The sequence below is a fragment of the Pseudomonas sp. Z3-6 genome (assembly GCF_051131985.1).
Lineage (GTDB): Bacteria > Pseudomonadota > Gammaproteobacteria > Pseudomonadales > Pseudomonadaceae > Aquipseudomonas > Aquipseudomonas zanjanensis.
In genome coordinates this window covers 4318179-4335733 of record NZ_CP071644.1, presented here as the reverse complement: position 1 = coordinate 4335733, position 17555 = coordinate 4318179, and the positions used below count along the sequence as shown (strand labels likewise).

Here is a 17555-nt window from a genome sequence, read left to right as displayed (position 1 = left end):
TTCTGTGAGGGTAGACGAAGGAAAGGGATGTTAACCGTTTCTGGCTATGAACTCACCCAGCCCACAGGGGAATTGGGCCAGACATCAATAGTCGCAGCGCCTCGGAACAGTGTGGGAGCGAGCCTGCTCGCGAAGGCGTCCGGTCGGTTGAATGGATGTTGGCTGATGCACCGCTTTCGCGAGCAAGCCCGCTCCCACAGGGGAATTGGGCCAGACATCAATACTCGCAGAGCCTCGGAACAGTGTGGGAGCGAGCCTGCTCGCGAAGGCGTCCGGTCAGTTGAATGGATGTTGGCTGATGCACCGCTTTCGCGAGCAAGCCCGCTCCCACAGGGGAAATTGGGCCAGGCATCAATAGTGGCAGCGCCTCGGAACAGTGTGGGAGCGAGCCTGCTCGCGAAGGCGTCCGGACAGTTGAATGGATGTTGGCTGATGCACCGCTTTCGCGAGCAGGCTCGCTCCCACAGGGGAAATTGGGCCAGGCATCAATAGTGGCAGCGCCTCGGAACAGTGTGGGAGCGGGCTTGCTCGCGAAGGCGTCCGGACAGTTGAATGGATGTTGGCTGATGCACCGCTTTCGCGAGCAGGCTCGCTCCCACAGGGGAATTGGGCCAGACATCAATACTCCGCAGCGCCTCGGAACAGTGTGGGAGCGAGCCTGCTCGCGAAGGCGTCCGGACAGTTGAATGGATGTTGGCTGATGCACCGCTTTCGCGAGCAAGCCCGCTCCCACAGGGGAAATTGGGCCAGGCATCAATAGTGGCAGCGCCTCGGAACAGTGTGGGAGCGAGCCTGCTCGCGAAGGCGTCCGGACAGTTGAATGGATGTTGGCTGATGCACCGCTTTCGCGAGCAAGCCCGCTCCCACAGGGGAAATTGGGCCAGGCATCAATAGTGGCAGCGCCTCGGAACAGTGTGGGAGCGAGCCTGCTCGCGAAGGCGTCCGGTCGGTTGAATGGATGTTGGCTGATGCACCGCTTTCGCGAGCAAGCCCGCTCCCACAGGGGAAATTGGGCCAGGCATCAATAGTGGCAGCGCCTCGGAACAGTGTGGGAGCGAGCCTGCTCGCGAAGGCGTCCGGTCGGTTGAATGGATGTTGGCTGATGCACCGCTTTCGCGAGCAAGCCCGCTCCCACAGGGGAATTGGGCCAGACATCAATACTCGCAGAGCCTCGGAACAGTGTGGGAGCGGGCTTGCTCGCGAAGGCGTCCGGACAGTTGAATGGATGTTGGCTGATGCACCGCTTTCGCGAGCAAGCCCGCTCCCACAGGGGAAATTGGGCCAGGCATCAATAGTGGCAGAGCCTCGGAACAGTGTGGGAGCGAGCCTGCTCGCGAAGGCGTCCGGTCAGTTGAATGGATGTTGGCTGATGCACCGCTTTCGCGAGCAGGCTCGCTCCCACAGGGGAATTGGGCCAGACATCAATACTCGCAGCGCCTCGGAACAGTGTGGGAGCGAGCCTGCTCGCGAAGGCGTCCGGACAGTTGAATGGATGTTGGCTGGCACACCACTATCGCGAGCAGGCTCGCTCCCACATAGATATGTGACGGCAGTAGGTGAACAAGCCGATGCCGGGCGTCCCTGCCAGGCGGGTCTCAATAGACCAGGGGCACGATCAGCTCCGGTGGCGTCGGGCTGCGGGAATAGTCTTCCTGCCGTTCCCGCTGCGGCAGCTCGATGGTCGGCAGTTCCACTTCTTCATAGGGCATTTGCCCCAGCAGGTGATGAATGCAGTTGAGCCGGGCCTTTTTCTTGTCGTCGGCGTGCACCACCCACCAGGGGGCCTCGGCGATGTGCGTGCGCTCAAGCATGATTTCCTTGGCCTTGGTATAGGCCTCCCAGCGCCGACGGGACTCCAGGTCCATGGGACTGAGCTTCCATTGCTTGAGCGGGTCATGAATGCGGCTGAGAAAGCGCAGGTGCTGTTCCTGGTCGGAAATGGAGAACCAGTACTTGATCAGCTGGATGCCGGAGCGGGCGAGCATCCGCTCGAATTCCGGCACGGTACGGAAGAACTCTTCGTACTGGTCGTCGGTGCAGAAGCCCATGACCTGTTCGACCCCGGCGCGGTTGTACCAGCTGCGGTCGAACAGCACGATCTCACCTGCCGCCGGCAGGTGCGAAACGTAGCGCTGGAAGTACCATTGCGTCCGTTCACGGTCGTTGGGGGCGGGCAGGGCGGCGACGCGGCACACCCGGGGATTGAGCCGCTGGGTAATGCGCTTGATCACGCCACCCTTGCCGGCGGCGTCACGCCCTTCGAACAGGATCACGACCTTGTGCCCGGTCTTGACCACCCAGCTTTGCAGCTTCACCAGTTCGCCCTGGAGGCGGAACAGTTCACTGAAATACAGTCGGCGGGCTTCCTTTTCGCTGCTCTGCGGGGTGTGTTCATCGAACAGGGCGTTCAGGTCATACCCGTCTTCGGATAATTCCAGCTCCAGTTCTTCGTCACTGTGATCGAGCAATTCGCGGTGAATGCGCTGTACCAAGGTGTCCTGGGTGGAAAGCATGATGGAAAGCTCGGTCGTGGGGGCACGGTCCACGCTATTTGCACTTTGTTACATAGTCGTGACGGTCATCTACGCTTCATGAGCTTGTCGTTGGCTAAAACAGGGAGTGTCATCCAGATGTCATCGAACCCATGGCAGGATCCTCGCAAACCATCGTGGTATGTCTGGCAGCGCTTGTGCCTGCTGGCTGATGAATCAAGGAATACCGCTATGAAAGGCGACGCCCCCCTGTTCGCGGCCATTGACCTGGGCTCCAACGCCTTTCGCCTGATGATTGGCCAGTCGGTCAGGCGCAATCGACAGAGGGTGATCCAGGAAGTGAAAACCTTGCGCGAGCCGGTCCGATTGGCCGAGGGCTTGCAGGCCGGGGCGCTGGACGAGCTGGCGCTGGATCGAGGCTGGCAGGCCCTGGCCCGATTCGGCAAGAAACTGCGCGGCTTTGAAGCCGGGCGAGTGCGGGCGGTGGCGACCAGTGCCGTGCGCGAAGCGGCCAATGCCCAGCTGTTCCTGGCCAGTGCCGAGCGGCACCTGGGGTTTCGGATCGACGTGCTGTCGGGGCATGAAGAAGCCCGGCTGGTGTATGCCGGCGTGGCCCATACGGTGCCCGGCGTCGAACAGACGCGATTGGTGGTGGACATCGGCGGTGGCTCGACCGAACTGATCTTGGGGCAGGGCGCCCAACCGCTGTTGACGGAGAGCATTGCCATTGGCAGTGGCACCTTTGGCGCGCGTTACTTTCCGGGCGGACGCATCACCGCTCAGGCGCTGCTGGAGGCTGAACGCGTAGCCGTCCTGCAGTTTGAGGCCGTGGCGGCGCATTATCGCGCGCAGGGCTGGCAGCAAGTGATCGGCTCATCCGGTACGGCGCGGATGTTGGCCAAGGTGCTCAAGGCCAATGGCCTCAACGACTTCGGACAAGGCGGCATCACCTACGGCGGGTTGCTGCGCCTGTCGCTGCGGCTGCTGGAAGTCGGGCATGTCGATCAACTCAGGTTGGCCGGCTTGCAACGCCATCGCCTGGGCATCTTGCCCGGTGGCCTGGCGATCATGCTGGCGGCGTTCAAGGTCTTCGGTATTACAGACATGCTCGCTAGCGAAGCGGGCCTCAGGTTCGGTGTGCTCCATGGCCTGATATATAAAAGCTGATCACGGACGGCTGACCCGCCGTGCCGCTTATCCGTGACGGCTCAAGGTCGAGCGTCAGCGCTTTTTGATTATCCCTTCGTTGCCAGATCCAGCCTCTTGTCGCCTGGGCGGCCGGTACGTCCGGTTATCGCAAAGCGTCGGCCTGGATCAGGATGATTGCGCGAACGGGGCTTTTCGCTCTTTCGATCTGCAGTCAGTGAAGGCACAATGCGCATCCTTTTTTGGCTCGCCTTGCCCGGAGGCCTCGAAAATGATCAAAACGCCGTACTACCTCATCGACAAACAAAAGCTGCTGGCGAACATGCAGAAGATCGCCTATGTGCGTGAGCAGTCCGGGGCCAAGGCCTTGCTGGCGCTCAAGTGCTTCGCCACCTGGTCGGTGTTCGACCTGATGCAGCAGTACATGGACGGCACCACCTCGTCGTCGCTTTACGAGCTCAAGCTCGGCCGGCAGAAATTCGCCGGCGAGACCCATGCCTACAGCGTGGCCTGGGCCGACGATGAGATCGAGGAGATGCTCGCCAACTGCGACAAGATCATCTTCAACTCCATCGGCCAATTGCAGCGCTACACCGAAGCGTCCGCCGGCAAGGTCCGTGGCTTGCGGGTCAATCCGCAGGTGAGCAGCTCCGATTACCTGCTGGCCGACCCGGCGCGACCGTTCAGTCGCCTGGGCGAGTGGGATCCGGTGAAGATCGAGCAGGTCATCGAGCACATCTCCGGCTTCATGTTCCACAACAACTGCGAGAACGGCGATTTCGGCCTGTTCGACCAGATGCTGGGCACTATCGAAGAACGCTTTGGTCACTTGCTGCATAAGGTCGAGTGGGTCAGCCTCGGTGGCGGCATCCATTTCACCGGCGAGGGCTACGCCCTGGACGCCTTTTGCGCACGGCTCAAGGCCTTCTCGCAAAAGTATGGCGTGCAGGTCTACCTGGAGCCGGGCGAGGCCGCGATCACCCAGAGCGCGTCGCTGGAAGTCACCGTGCTCGATACGCTCTACAACGGCAAGCACCTGGCCGTGGTGGACAGCTCCATCGAGGCGCACATGCTCGATCTGCTGATCTATCGCCTGGACGCCAAGCTGGCACCGAGCGAGGGCGAACACACCTACATGGTGTGCGGCAAATCCTGTCTGGCCGGAGACATCTTTGGCGAGTACAAATTTGATCGTCCGTTGTCCATCGGCGATCGGCTGTCGTTCATCGACGCAGCGGGCTACACCATGGTCAAGAAAAACTGGTTCAACGGCCTGAAGATGCCGTCCATCGTTGTGAAGCAACTCGACGGCAGCGTCGAGGTGGTTCGCGAGTTTGTTTACGACGACTACTTGTCCAGCCTCTCTTGAGCTGGCGGAAGGAGAAATAAAGAAATTGAAGAAGAACGTACTTATCATTGGTGCAGGAGGTGTCGCCAAGGTGGTGGCCCACAAGTGCGCGCAGCACAACGACGAGCTCGGTCGTATTGCTATCGCGTCGCGCAACATCTCCAAATGCCAGGCCATCATCGACAGCGTCAAGGCCAAGGGTAGCCTCAAGCAACCCGCCGACATCAAGGCCTTTGCACTGAACGCTCTGGATGTCGAAGCGACCAAGGCGCTGATTCGCGAAACCGAGTCGCAGATCGTCATCAACGTCGGCTCTGCCTTTCTCAACATGTCGGTGCTGCGTGCCTGCATCGATACCGGCGTGGCCTACCTGGACACCGCCATCCACGAAGAACCGGGCAAGGTCTGCGAGACGCCGCCCTGGTACGGCAACTACGAGTGGAACCATCTCCAGGAGTGCCAGGAGAAGAACATCACCGCCATTCTCGGCGTGGGCTTCGACCCGGGTGTGGTCAATGCCTATGCGGCACTGGCGCAACAACAGCATTTCGACCGCATTGATTCGATCGACATTCTCGACGTCAATGCCGGCTCCCATGGCAAATATTTCGCCACCAATTTCGACCCGGAAATCAATTTCCGCGAATTCACCGGACAGGTGTGGAGCTGGCAGGACAGCCAGTGGACCAGCAACACCATGTTCGAAGTCAAGCGCACCGACGACCTGCCAGTCGTAGGCTCGCAGAACCTGTACCTGACCGGTCACGACGAAGTGCACTCGCTGTCGAAGAACCTCGACGTGCCCAACGTGCGTTTCTGGATGAGCTTCGGCGAGCACTACATCAATGTGTTCACCGTGCTCAAGAACCTTGGCCTGCTCTCCGAGCAACCGGTCAAGACCGCCGAAGGCCTGGAAGTCGTGCCGCTGAAAGTGGTCAAGGCCGTGCTGCCTGACCCGAGCTCGCTGGCGCCGGGCTACACCGGCAAGACCTGCATCGGCGACCTGGTCAAGGGCACCAAGGATGGCCAGCCGCGCGAGATGTTCATCTACAACGTAGCCGACCACGAGGATGCCTACGCCGAAACCGACAGCCAGGGCATTTCCTACACCGCCGGCGTGCCACCCGTGGCCGCAGCCTTGCTGGTGGCCCGTGGCGAGTGGGACGTGCAGCGCATGGTCAACGTCGAGGAGCTGCCTGCCGAGGCGTTCCTCGAGGCGCTGGATGTGATGGGCTTGCCGACGCGCATCAAGGACGAGCATGGAGATCGTCCCTGGAACCAGAACGCCTGAAGGACGCCAGGCAGGTTCCGTTCCGACTCCCCGACAGGAACTGCAGAATCCCTTTGAATTCTGCAGGCGATTGAACCAGGCGATTCACCACCGCGTGAAGCCCTGGCCATCTGAGGAAGCCTTGAAGAAATGCTCCGTATCGAAAGGTACGGAGCATTTTTCGTTTATACCCCCATCAAAATGAACCCGTGGCGAGGGAGCTCGCTCCCGCTGGGGCGCGAAGCGACCCTCAAGCCAGACACCAGTGGTGTTTCAGCAGACCGCATTCGGCTTTATTGGGGCTGCTGCGCAGCCCAGCGGGAGCAAGCTCCCTCGCCACGGTGTTGTGTTTGGCTTGGGGGAGTCGTGAGTCATCCACCGGTATAACCACAAAGGCCTTTCGGATTTCTCCATCTATCTATTCTCTCGAACGCACCTGCGCCGCTTTTGTGGCGAGGGAGCTTGCTCCCGCTGGGCTGCGCAGCAGCCCCCAGCGCCAGACGGCTCAAGCAGAAACCCTGGTCATGAACGATCATCCGACCTTACGATTGCGCTTCCAGGCCCCGGAGAAACAATCAGTGAAACCATTCAGAATTCGCGAGTTGGAAAGCACTGATGCACAAGCGCTGCTGGCCTTCGAAATCCACAACCGTGAATGGTTCGAGTCGCAGATCGACCCACGCGACCCGGCCTTTTATTCATTGACAGGTGTCGCCGATCACATCGAAAGCTACCTGGCCGATTTCGCTGAGGGTGCCTGGCACCCGTTTGTCATCGAAGATTCCAACGGGAGGATAGTGGGGCGAGCGAATCTGAAAGGCATCCATTCATCACACGGTTGCGCCGAGGTGGGCTATCGCATTGATCAACGCGCTTGCGGGCAAGGGCTGGCAACGCTGGCTCTGAAACATCTGATCCAAGAGGCACGGATGCGTTGGAACCTCACGCAGTTGGTGGCTTATGTTTATGAGAGCAATGTCGGCTCAAAGAAGGTCCTTGAACGGTGCGGGTTTGTGCCTGGAGCGCTGTCGGATGGCGAGGACATCGAGAATGGAAGCCGCCTTGTGCTTTCGATCTAGAAACTCGATCCACGCCGGACAGTGTCAGGAGTCGCTTGTACGTTTTAAATCCGTCCAAGCGACTTTCGATACAGCCAATGTCTTGGGCTATCCCCACGTTTCCTTCAGTACCGAGCGAAACAGCTCCGACAATAGCGGCTCGACTTCCTTGCGTTCGCTGCGGGTCGGCTTGATGGCCTCGAGTCGATGCAGTTCACGCTCAATGAATTTCTGAATCGGCATGATCTGCGGGGAAAGCCCCATTTCTGGTGATGCGCGCTTGATCGCAAGCAAGTCATCAATGGCCCGGTGCAATTCGGGTTCGCCGTCGATGACTTCGCGCAGCTTGTCAAACTCGATGGGCGCTGGTTTATCAAAGCGCTCCAGCCACCGTACCGATAGCAATGGCCGCAGTACGTAGAAATATTTTTTCAGCGGTACTTCAGGGGCCTGCAAGTACCCCCGGTAATTGGTCTTCGCCATGCTGCGATAATGGTAGATACCGCTTTCAACCGAGTACACCTGCGGTAGCAACGCTTTGGCGCGTTCGTGAAAGGAGCCGGAATGTTCGTAGACGATGGTGGACTGCACCCACTCGACAAACCCCGGGTTTGACTTCCAGAACAGCCTCAAGGCCTTGCGCAGATCCCAGCCATTGATGTCCATGTCATCGACGATTGGGTACTCGATGACGTCGCGTTGCTCCTCAAGGCCGACCGAGAGATACCACTCGGGTTTATTGACGTAGATAAAGCGCGCGTCGTAGTCGCTATTAGGGGATGCGAAGCCCCAGGCGCGGCTGCCTGACTCTACGGCGAGCAGGACCTTCACCTCATGTTCATTTTCAGCACGGCGCAGACGGCCTCGAACTTCTTCCTGAACAGCTATGGGAACCATAAGCTCACTCTAACCAGATGAATTTTGCATGCGCTATCACCATTTGTGACTGTGCGATTCTAAAGCAGGGGCCCCTTCGAATAACAATCCCGACTTCTTAATACTGATGCTCCACCGCAGCGTTATATCGCGACAGCAACTCATCATAGCCGGCCCGTGCTTCAGCGAGGTCCTGGTTCAGTTCTGCGGCGTCGGCCCCTGAGGCCCAGTGCTGCTGCAGACGCTCCAGGGCGGTGATCCAATCTTTGGCTGCCAAGTTGATCTGGGTCCACACGGGGCGGCTGTCGTTGGCTGAGCGTAGACGGGGCAGAGCCAGCACGAAGGTATCGGCGTCTGTCCAGACGGTTGCCAGCATTTGATGCATGACAAGCAGTTGTTGCGGGGTCAGCGGGGCGCCTTCGGTCATTGCGTCTAGGGCGTTGATGGTCTGGCGTGCCAGGATCATGAAGCGCAGCGTGTGCCAATGCTGGTCATGTCCCAGGCGTTTTTCGATGGATGCCAACTGTTGCTCGCGTAGTAGCAATTGTGGTCGCTCTAACGCTTCTTGCGAAGGTGCGGCCTGACTACTCTCCGCTTGCAAACGTGGGTTTTGGTCGAGCTGTTCCACGAGAAGCGGGTTCGGCTGATGTTCCAACTCCCAGTTCAAGGCTTGAGCTGGCGGACGCAAGTGTTCGTAGGCCTTGACGTAGCTGTTGCGTGAATCTGTCCGGTCGGCCCAACGCTGGGCTTGCCAGGTCAATGTCACCAAAACGAGAACCACAAAAATGAAGGATCGGGTATTGATCACGGTTCACTGACCTGTGGTTTTTTAAGCGTATGCCACTGAGCTGCGGACAGTTGGGTTGGGCAGGGCGAATCAGTTTGCTTGGGAGCGGCACATGTTCGTTGCGGCCAAGCCTGGAGGCCTTCGTTTGCGGCGAGGGGCTTGTTTTTGGCGAAGGCGGCGCCCAGCAAGACCACAGGAATGATCATCCCTAGGCGTAATGCGATAAGGACACCTCGAGGTACCCGCTCAGAGAATCGAGAAAAGAAAGGAATGTGAGGTTTAGACGTGGCCCACCGGCTCAAGCCCGCCAACGCGCCGAGAATGCCGAAATACGCTCCCGCTGCAAGAATGCCACCAACCATGTAGACGAGCATGCCTAGCAAGCCGACCCAGAGGCTCTCGCGGATCGGCAGCGGGGTGGGGCGTCGCAAGCTCAACCAGTGGCCGTAGCGTGCATTGATCGATTGGTCGAGGCGCCAGGCACCACGGCTCAGTGTTTTGCAGAATGCCTTGAGCCCCCAGGCGATAACGCCGAACAGCAGGGCGCGGAGGAACATGTTGATCACACTGCTGTAGAACGCGCCGCCAAGCTGATACTCCAAGGCCCAGCTCATGTAGGCCGAAGCGCCGAGCAGGGCCAGTGGCACGGCCAGGATCGGCGGGTGGCGACGTAGCGGGCGCCAAAGTTCCGGGGCCAACTGAGGCATTTCGTCCAGTAGACGGGGGTAGCGAAGCTGGACGTTGCGATACAGCGTTTCGCCAGCTGCCCAATCTTCGGCGCTGAAGCTCATGCTCAAGTGCATCCGGGCATTTTCATCGGCCGATCCAAACAGCATGCGTGCAGCCTGGGATTCGCTGCTGTGGGAACCCTGGGCGAGGCGAGCCTGCTGCTGAAGGAACGTAGCGCAGTGGCTGCGGGCAAGCAGTTGACTCCACCAGGGTTCTGGACACGGACTATGGTGGCCGGTCTGCTTCCAGCCCTGTTGCGCGCAGATGGCGTCGAACAACTGTTCCGACCAAGTCGGTGCCTGCAGGAGGGCCATGGCCAGGCAGCGGTTCAGCCATTGCCGAGCGTCCAGGCTCTGTAGCCAAGGACTGGCGTCGAGCTGGCGGGCGAGATCGAGAAAGCGTTGGCTATCGTGCCAGGCCCCGGTCAGGCGAGACCATGCCAGATCCATGAGCCTGCCGCGCAGTTGCTCGGTGGCGGCGCTGGGCAGGTCCTCGCGTTGCCAAGGGGTCAGCCAGTGCAATTGGGCGATGGCCGCTTCGGCCAGGTCGTAGGTATCTTCCTGCGCCAGGCAAAACTCCAGCAGGCCGTGTTCGAATTCACGCTCGCAGGCATAAAGACGCGCCTGCGTCAGGCGGCTGGCGAGGTTGGTCGCGTCTATCGCCTCCAGGCATTGCGCCGCCAGACGCTGGCTGGGGGAAGGCCCTGTCGGTGCCTGCCTCGGGGTTGGCAGTTCCATGAGGGGTAGCTCGATGGGGGCGGGCTGTTCTTCGTCGACGGCCACTTCCTGCTGCCAATCAGCCCACGCCAAAGCCTGCTCGTAGGCCTCTCGCAGGCGCTGGAACCCTTCGGGATCTTCGTCTGGACGATGCTGTTTGAGCAGGCTTGCATACTGGCGCTTGATGCTGCGCTTATCGGCGTCCTCCGGTAGCCCGAGTACCACCCAACAGGTCATCGCCAGACACCTTCTTCCAGGCTGTTGAGCTGGGCGCTGATTTGCAGCCGGAGCGCGCGGATGTCGTGCAACTCCTGGGAATCGAGCATCTGGGCGAAGCGGGTCGCCAGCTCATCGATCCGCTGGCGAAGATCACCGCGGCTTTCCTGATAAAGGCGTTCCAGCCGGGCGATCAGCAAGGTATTGGGTTGTTCGTCCCGTGGATGGATCTTCAGCGCTTCCAGGGCCTTGAGGCGCTGGCTGATCTCTTCGCTATTCAGCACGCCGGCGTTATTGGCGATCACCAGGTTGCGTCGCTCTCCTGTCTGGACGATCTGCGCATCGGCTTCCAGGAGGCCGTTGGTATCGTAAGTGAAGCGTACGTCGATCCCCACTTCCCCGGCAGGCATAGGCGGCACCGGAATTTCCAGTTCGCCCAGGAGAATGTTTTCACTGATCCGACGGCTTTCGCCCTGATAGACCTTCAGCAGCACGAACTTTTGCTGGTCCTGGAGTGTGAACACGCGGTTGACCTTGCTCACGGGCACCACGCAGTTGCGTTCGATGATCGGCAGGTAATGGCCGTTTTCGAGCTTGCCGCCATACTCGACCGCAATTTCGATGCCCATGGAATAAGGACAGACGTCGGTGAGCACGACTTCTTCAAGTGCCGCGTCGCGGCTTTTCAGCCCTGCCTGCACGGCGGCGCCCAATGCCACGGCTTCATCGGGGTTGAGCTGGATCGAGGGAAAACGTCCGAACAGGCTGGCGGCCAATTTGCGCACGAGTGGCATACGGGTGGTGCCGCCCACCAGCAATACTTCGTCCAGCTCACTGGCACGGATACGGGCATCGCGCAAAGCGGTTTCGATAGGGGCTCGAAGGCGGCTGAACAGGGGCGCATACAGATCGGTCAGACCGGCCTGGGTGTATTCGCGACGCCATTCGCGCTCGCCCTGGCGTACTGCAAACGTTGCGCTTGATTCCTGGCCCAGGAATTTGCGTACACGTTCGGCTTCACGGCGCAGTCGACCGTAGAGCTGAGCGTCTTCAAGGGCTAGCGGGCCCTCGGTGTTGTCCGCCTGGGCGGCAACGAAATCCTGGAGCAGCAGCGTGTCGAAATCTTCCCCACCCAGGTAGTTGTCGCCGGCGCTGGCGCGCACTTCCATGATGCCTTCAAACAGCTCCAGGATGGACACGTCGAAAGTCCCGCCGCCGAGGTCGAAAACCAGGAAGGTGCTGGCGCTATCGCGCTGGTGCAAGCCATAGGCGAGTGCGGCTGCGGTGGGTTCATTGATCAGTCGCTCGACCTTAAAGCCCGCTAGCTCACCGGCAATTCGCGTGGCCTTGCGCTGGGCATCGCTGAAGTAGGCGGGGACGCTGATGACGGCTTCTTCCACGGGTTCGCCGAAATGCCGCTCGGCATCCTCGCGCAAGCTGCGCAATACCATGGCCGAGAGTTCCTCGGCCCGGAACTGTTGATGACCAAGCGTGGTGAGGCGGGCGCTGCCCATATAGCGCTTGAAAAGCGAGGCGGTGACCTGGGGATGGGTCTGTAGGCGCTCCAGCGCCGCGCGGCCGACCATGACGCGGCCTTCGTCGTCCAGGCCTACCACGCTCGGTGTCAGCCACTCGCCCAATGCGTTGGGCACCAGTTGCGTCGCGCCGTCGCGCCATGCTGCGATCAGGCTATGGGTGGTGCCCAGGTCAATGCCGACAATCATGTCCGTTGGATCTCCTTAATCGATGCGTCGCAAGGGGCTATCTGCGAGCCGGTCAGTTTATCAGGCATGTATCGGCGTATTCATGGAAAACTTTGGGGTGATCATGGGCGAGTTTGCATGAAGTCGATCCGATCCGTCACGCCGCTGGCCAATGGCGTTGCGCAGAGAATCAGTGAAGTCATCAAGATGCAGTTTGAGGCGCAATGAACGATGCGTTTCGGGGCCAGAAGATTTGTCGAATCATCGTGGCAGACGAACACCCGCTGTTCCGAGAGGGGATGACGCTGTTACTGGAGCGCCTGATACCTGAGGCAATGATTGAACAAGCTGGGCGCCAGGCACTTTGCGTTAGTCGGGATGATAATCGACGCCCGGCCAAGGCCAGGCGCCGATCCGTCCAGCGCTTACATCCAGTACCGCAAACCGACCATCAAGGACTGGGCATTGTATTCGGTTTCCACATCGGCCTGGGGCAGGCCCTGGATCTTGCCGAAGTTCGCTTCGCCGGTCTTGAAGTAGCGATAATCCAGGGACATGGACCAATGTTCGCTGAGCTCGTAAGCGACGCCGGCGCCGAGTTGCCAGGCCGTGACGGTGTCGCGATGGGTGCCGCCGAACTCGACGCCGCCAGCTTCCAGGCCTGTTATGGTCAGCACGGCGTAGCCCAGGCCACCGCCTACATAAGGTGTGAAGCGGCTCAAGGGGGCCGGCAGGTTCGAGATGTCATACCAGAGGTTGGCCATGAGGCTGGTGGCTTCCTGTTCGCCTTTGCCCTCGATGCTGGTGCCGCCTTCGTAGACCCGGTTATTGAACTGGTCCATGGTGTTGCGGCGGTAGCTCAGCTCCACCTCGGGCCGTAGCCCGACCGGGAACCGCCAGCCCAGTGCCAGCCCGGTAGCGTAGCCCGAGTGCAGCGGTTGATTGTATTCCATCTCGACGAAGTCGAGGTTGTTCTGGGTCAGGTCCTGATTAGAGACCCAGTTCACGCCACCCATGGCACTGACATAAGGGCCAAGTGTGTCGGCGAAGGTCGATGCTGGGGCGATGACACCCAGGCCAACGATGCCCATGACAAGATACTGGGTGTTTTTTTGTAGGTTCATGCTAGATCCGAAATGTGCTGTTATCGATAAGTAGGCGAAGCGAGTCCGGGAAGGCGCGTTCAGCGCGCCTCCTGCCGGGAGGTATTCATACGAGGTGCAAAGGCGTCGCGGTTTTCTCGTGTCCTGGGGCGCCGATGGCCCGTTGTTCAGCCAGCGTGCACAGGTTGTCCAGTGCCGTGGTCATCGCTGCGGTCAACGCTTTGCGCAGCAGCCCGCGGTAGAGGAAGCTCAGCGGGCCGGAAATCTTCGCGCTATGGATGACATGGGTTTCATCGGGAGAAATCCTGCGCATCTGGTGATCGAATTCGAGGTCGATCCACAGCAGCCGTGCGCTGTTGCGATAGCTTTCGTGCAGGCTCACGGCTTCCAGTTTCAGTGGCATGTTCAAGCCATTCTTGAGCACACACTTGCCGCGCGTCCCCACCTGGAACGGGCCGTCGAGTTGACACTGGCGGACGTCGGTATCCCATAGCGGCGCTTCTGCAAAATTGCTCCAGATCTTCCAGATTTCAGAAGGAGGCGATTTAACTATGACTTGCACTTTGACATCGTTCACGGCGACACCTTGGTTGTGGGGGGCACGGTCATGCTGGAGGGCAGATCCATTCAATGCTCAGGCCGCCGGTGCGGATTGACTCAGCACCTGGGCGGTAATGCTCGCTTGACCGATTTTTTCGCCCCGGTTGAACAGGTCGATGTAGATGCGGTTGGTCTTGAAGGCCTGGAGCGCAGCGTCAAAACCGGCCTGCGGCGCCAAGGACAGCGGGCTGTTCCTGGGGATGGGACGACCCAGGGTGAAGCTCAAGGCCAGCAGGTTCATCGGGGTGTTGAGCGGGATGCGCAAATGGCTGTGGGCGATCTGCATGTAGCACTGGCGAGCCACCTCGAGGAAATACACCATGGAATAGTGCTGGGGATCGCCTGCCTGGAAGAAGTGCTCCGGCGGCAGTTTCACCGTGTCCACGCTCAGGCCCTGGGCGACACCGCTCATGTCACTGACGATGACGTTTTCCGCCCGGGCCTTGTGCAACAGGGCCTTGTCGCGGCAGGGCGTGGCGGTGAAGTCGCTGGCCGGCGAGGTCTCGAACGCCGAGCTGTAGGCCATTTCGAGGATGCAGGTGCACATCACTTTCCCGGCCTGCATGACCTTCCCATGGAACACCTGGGAATCTTCGCCTTGCTCCACATGCAGATCGACCGTGCCGTGCTTCTGTACGTAGTGCTGGAACTTGATCGTCAGGGTCTTGATGTAGGCGACCCGTCCGCTCAGTGGCGGCATGGCCAGTTCGAGCAATTGCAGCACGCCCTCCAGCAGCAAGATGCCCGGAATGTGATCCAAGGGGTGGTCGAAGAAGTAGGGGTGCGCTTCATTCACCACCAGTTGGGCGTGCAGCGACTGAGGGCTGCGCCGGGCGTTGGTGATCACGCTATGTTCCGCGCTGCGCTGCCAGGGTGTCGGGCGCTGGGTGGTATCGCCACGGTGCAGGGCGAACAGGCTTTCCATGGCGCGCACCCGCACCCGCAGCCCGGAGAGCAGGGTACTGGTGAGCATGTCGCTGAGCTGTTGCACGTCGACGCCATCGTTCTGTGGCTCGCGGACCAGGCTGACAGGCGTGATGACCTGCTGCAGTTCCTGGGATGACGAATGGGCAAAGCGCAGCATGAACGGATGCTTGATGGGCGAGCTGGCCTCGGCTGTGGTCGGGCTCCATTGGCGAAGCCGTTCGGTAAACAGCCACATCACCGTCTTGCCGGCCTCACGCACCTCGATCACGCTATGGGTCGCGCCCTTCAACATCACCGCCAACAGGGCTTCGATACCACTGGCTTCAGCCAGGAAGCCGGTGATCTCCTGCAGTGATCCGCTGGCAGGCGTCGCAGCAGGCTGCAACTCACAGACATCAACGTTCGGATAATCGCTCGGCGCTTTGCCCACCAACCGGCAAGCCGCTTCCAACGAGTCGGCGGCGTGGGCGAGGACTGCGGCGCGGATCACCAGCAACGGTTTGTCTGAGGCCTGCGGCTGATAGCGACGCACCGCCAGCAGCCCCAGTCCTTCACCCTGCTGGGTTTCGGTACGCCGGGCACGCTCGACCTCGATTTCACCGCTGAGAAAACGCCCGGCACCGAGCAGGAGGGTGGTGATGCCGTTGTCGAACCATTGCGGCGAAGCCAGCAAGGTTTGCCAGAACAGGCCCGCGGTGCCGACCAGGGTCTGATGGAAACCCTTGAAGTCAAAAATCTGCGCCGGGTAGCCGGACAGCATGTTCGGCAGCATGGTTGCCACGTCAGTCACTTCGACGCCCGGCGCCGCGCCTTGTGTCCGCGCAAAGAAGTTGTGGGCGCTGCTGTAGGCGTTGCTGAAGCGCTCGCCGCCCATGTTGCAGCACATGACCATCGCGGTGCCGGGCGAACCGGCCACGCCTGGCAAGCGTCGCAGCAAGTGGTTGACGCGATCGGTGATCAACAGTTTGAACGGGTCGACGTGGGCCAGCGGCTTGGGCCCCATGCCGAAGCCGTCGATATCGATGACGTGGTCCTGGGCGAGGAATTTGCCCAGCAAAGGCTGACCGGGCGCCGGGGTGTAATCGACGAAGCGCCCATAAGGGAACACGACCGAAGGCGCCGCGGGTTGGTCGAGCTGCTGCTGGAATGCCTGCAACGAACGGTGGCTACCCAGCGCGGCCTCAGCCTCGACGATGGCAAGGTCCAGCATCACCACGCCGCAGGTGTTGGCGGGGGCTGCGGCAGGCCGTTCGTTGGGAACGTATTCATCCACCACCAGGTGAGCGTTGGCGCCGCCAAAGCCGAAACTGGAGATGCCAATCCGGATCGCCGACTGACGCGCCTCCAGAGGATGTACCTGCTGGGTGGCGAGTCGCAGGCAGGTGGCGTCGACTTTTGCGCTGGGGCGGTAGCCCGGCTGTGGGGGAATGCCTTTGTGGCGCAATATCATCAGGGCCTTGGCGAGCGAAGCGCCGCCGGCAGCGGCCAGGGGGTGGCCGATGACCGACTTGATCGAACCGATGGTGATTTTCTCGCCGCCCGTGCGATGGGGTGCGAAGAAGCTGTCCAGCGATGCCAGTTCCGTCGCATCCCCCAGCGGTGTACCGGTGCCGTGGGTTTCGATGTAGTCCACGTCCTTTGGATCAAGGCCGCGATAAGCACGTTGGTAAGCCGAGTATTGGGCCTGTTTGCCGGGGGCAAACACCGAGCCTTCGGCGCCGTCGGCGGACATGCCCAAGGCGCGCAAGACGCCCATTGGACGGCGCTGCGCGGTCAGGGCCCGGGCGAGTGGTTCGACCAGGAATGCAACGGCACATTCGCCCGGTACAATGCCGTCGGCGTCCTGGCCGAAGGCTTCCATCCGCGCCCGCGCGGAAAACGCCGTCAACTGCGAGAAACCCAGGAACAGCGCCGGCGGCAGCACGGTGTTGAGGGCCATGACAATCGCGTTGTCCGCCTGGCCGCTATTGACCAGTGCCTGGGCCATGTCCAAGGCGTAGGGGAACGAGCTGCACGCGGTGTCCACCGATAGCGCCGGCCCACCCAAGGCAAAGGCCGCGGCCAGCGCCGCGACTTGTTCACCCGGGGTAAAGCCCAGCGGTGCATCAGGTTTTCCGGACATGCCGGTGACGAAATAGCTCTCGTCACTCCAGGAGGTTGCGACCACCAATGCCGTGCGTTCGCTACTCAATGGCGAGCCCTGTGCGGCCAGTTGGCTGAACAGCGTCTGGAGCACTTTCTTGCCAATGGCGACCTGTCGGCCTTCGTGCCGTGACGGAGTCGAAGCGTCGTCGGTCAGGCAAAAAGCGCTGTCCAGGTAGGTGCGATCTTTCTCGCCGGCCTTGGTTGAATAGATCGACGCCTTGTCCACGTCCCAGCGTGTCGGCATCGATTCGATCGGTGCGACCTGCCCTTGGGAAAGCAACTGCCAAAGCGCTTCCGTTGACGGCGCCCCTGGAAACTCGCCCGCCATCGCGCTGAAGCAAAAATCGCCCGCTGTTGTTGCTGCGCCACTCATACCCTGTCTCCTGATCGCCAAACTGCTGGGTGACGGGTTCGTCACCCGGATTCCATTCCTGTTGCT

General features: G+C 60.6%; 12 protein-coding genes and 1 pseudogene. 5 read left to right on the top strand and 8 right to left on the bottom strand.

From position 1 onward, the window contains the following. Positions 1-1595: 1595 nt before the first annotated feature. Entirely contained in the window at positions 1596-2513 is a 918-nt protein-coding gene (gene ppk2, locus J3P88_RS18635) for a polyphosphate kinase 2 (protein WP_434570874.1), read from the bottom strand. Between the two features lie 210 nt (positions 2514-2723). Here ppk2 and J3P88_RS18630 point away from each other — a divergent pair, with 210 nt between their 5' ends. The 4 genes from J3P88_RS18630 to J3P88_RS18615 all read left to right on the top strand — a co-directional run bounded on the left by J3P88_RS18630 (position 2724) and on the right by J3P88_RS18615 (position 7335). After that, the gene (locus J3P88_RS18630) at positions 2724-3659 is read left to right on the top strand and encodes a Ppx/GppA phosphatase family protein (RefSeq protein WP_434570872.1); all 936 of its coding nucleotides are present in this window, start codon (positions 2724-2726) and stop codon (positions 3657-3659) included. A gap of 250 nt (positions 3660-3909) precedes the next feature. Then, entirely contained in the window at positions 3910-5007 is a 1098-nt protein-coding gene (locus tag J3P88_RS18625; RefSeq protein WP_053122737.1) for a carboxynorspermidine decarboxylase, read from the top strand. A gap of 25 nt (positions 5008-5032) precedes the next feature. Further along, positions 5033-6277 (top strand): saccharopine dehydrogenase family protein, encoded by a 1245-nt coding sequence (locus J3P88_RS18620; RefSeq protein ID WP_122565818.1) that lies wholly within the window; start codon positions 5033-5035, stop codon positions 6275-6277. Positions 6278-6834: 557 nt separating this feature from the next. Further along, positions 6835-7335, top strand: coding sequence for a GNAT family N-acetyltransferase (locus tag J3P88_RS18615; RefSeq protein ID WP_434576533.1), 501 nt, complete (start codon positions 6835-6837; stop codon positions 7333-7335). 87 nt (positions 7336-7422) lie between these two features. Here J3P88_RS18615 and J3P88_RS18610 read toward each other — a convergent pair whose 3' ends face one another. From J3P88_RS18610 to J3P88_RS18595, 4 genes are all read right to left on the bottom strand, one after another. After that, positions 7423-8211 (bottom strand): nucleotidyltransferase domain-containing protein, encoded by a 789-nt coding sequence (locus J3P88_RS18610; RefSeq protein ID WP_434570870.1) that lies wholly within the window; start codon positions 8209-8211, stop codon positions 7423-7425. Between the two features lie 97 nt (positions 8212-8308). Further along, on the bottom strand, positions 8309-8998 hold the full coding sequence (locus tag J3P88_RS18605) for a DUF3829 domain-containing protein (protein WP_434570868.1): 690 nt from the start codon (positions 8996-8998) through the stop codon (positions 8309-8311). Beyond that, the gene (locus J3P88_RS18600; protein WP_434570866.1) at positions 8995-10659 is read right to left on the bottom strand and encodes a J domain-containing protein; all 1665 of its coding nucleotides are present in this window, start codon (positions 10657-10659) and stop codon (positions 8995-8997) included. The genes J3P88_RS18605 and J3P88_RS18600 overlap by 4 nt, the downstream gene beginning before the upstream one ends. Further along, positions 10656-12362: a molecular chaperone HscC gene (locus J3P88_RS18595; RefSeq protein WP_434570864.1), complete on the bottom strand. Its 1707-nt coding sequence runs from the start codon at positions 12360-12362 to the stop codon at positions 10656-10658. The genes J3P88_RS18600 and J3P88_RS18595 overlap by 4 nt, the downstream gene beginning before the upstream one ends. 203 nt (positions 12363-12565) lie before the next feature. Here J3P88_RS18595 and J3P88_RS18590 point away from each other — a divergent pair. Next, positions 12566-12694: pseudogene (locus J3P88_RS18590) on the top strand (hypothetical protein); the annotation flags it as partial. Between the two features lie 72 nt (positions 12695-12766). On the opposite strand, the gene J3P88_RS18585 reads toward J3P88_RS18590, so the two are convergent. From J3P88_RS18585 to J3P88_RS18575, 3 genes are all read right to left on the bottom strand, one after another. Next, positions 12767-13465: an outer membrane protein gene (locus J3P88_RS18585; RefSeq protein ID WP_434570862.1), complete on the bottom strand. Its 699-nt coding sequence runs from the start codon at positions 13463-13465 to the stop codon at positions 12767-12769. Positions 13466-13550: 85 nt separating this feature from the next. Beyond that, positions 13551-14021 (bottom strand): SRPBCC family protein, encoded by a 471-nt coding sequence (locus J3P88_RS18580; RefSeq protein WP_018603832.1) that lies wholly within the window; start codon positions 14019-14021, stop codon positions 13551-13553. A gap of 57 nt (positions 14022-14078) precedes the next feature. Continuing rightward, positions 14079-17489, bottom strand: a complete 3411-nt coding sequence (locus tag J3P88_RS18575) for a beta-ketoacyl synthase N-terminal-like domain-containing protein (RefSeq protein ID WP_434570860.1) — start codon at positions 17487-17489, stop codon at positions 14079-14081. Positions 17490-17555: the final 66 nt, after the last annotated feature.